Below are 258 nucleotides of genomic sequence, written 5' to 3' on the forward strand. Positions count from 1 at the left end.
ATAATAAGAAAAAAGATATTGAATTAGATATTTAAAAAAAGTACAAGGAATTGGAAAGGAAGTGGTACCAAAAGTAATTGTAGAGTTAGTTGATCAATTAAAGCATAAGTATTCAATCAGAATGATACTGGATGTTTTAGAAATACCTAAATCGACATACTATAGACGGAAACATAAGAACAATGAAAAAGATAAAGTGACTCAAAAGGTTATTGAATTATGTGAAGAAAATAATTTCACCTACGGTTATCGCAAAAT

1 pseudogene is annotated in these 258 nt (G+C 27.1%); it reads left to right on the plus strand.

Features of this window, described 5'->3' with window-relative positions:
- Positions 1–258: pseudogene (locus ACSUE0_RS14585) on the plus strand (IS3 family transposase); the annotation flags it as partial.

Source organism: Staphylococcus sp. AS1337 (assembly GCF_051408735.1).
Lineage (GTDB): Bacteria > Bacillota > Bacilli > Staphylococcales > Staphylococcaceae > Staphylococcus > Staphylococcus xylosus_B.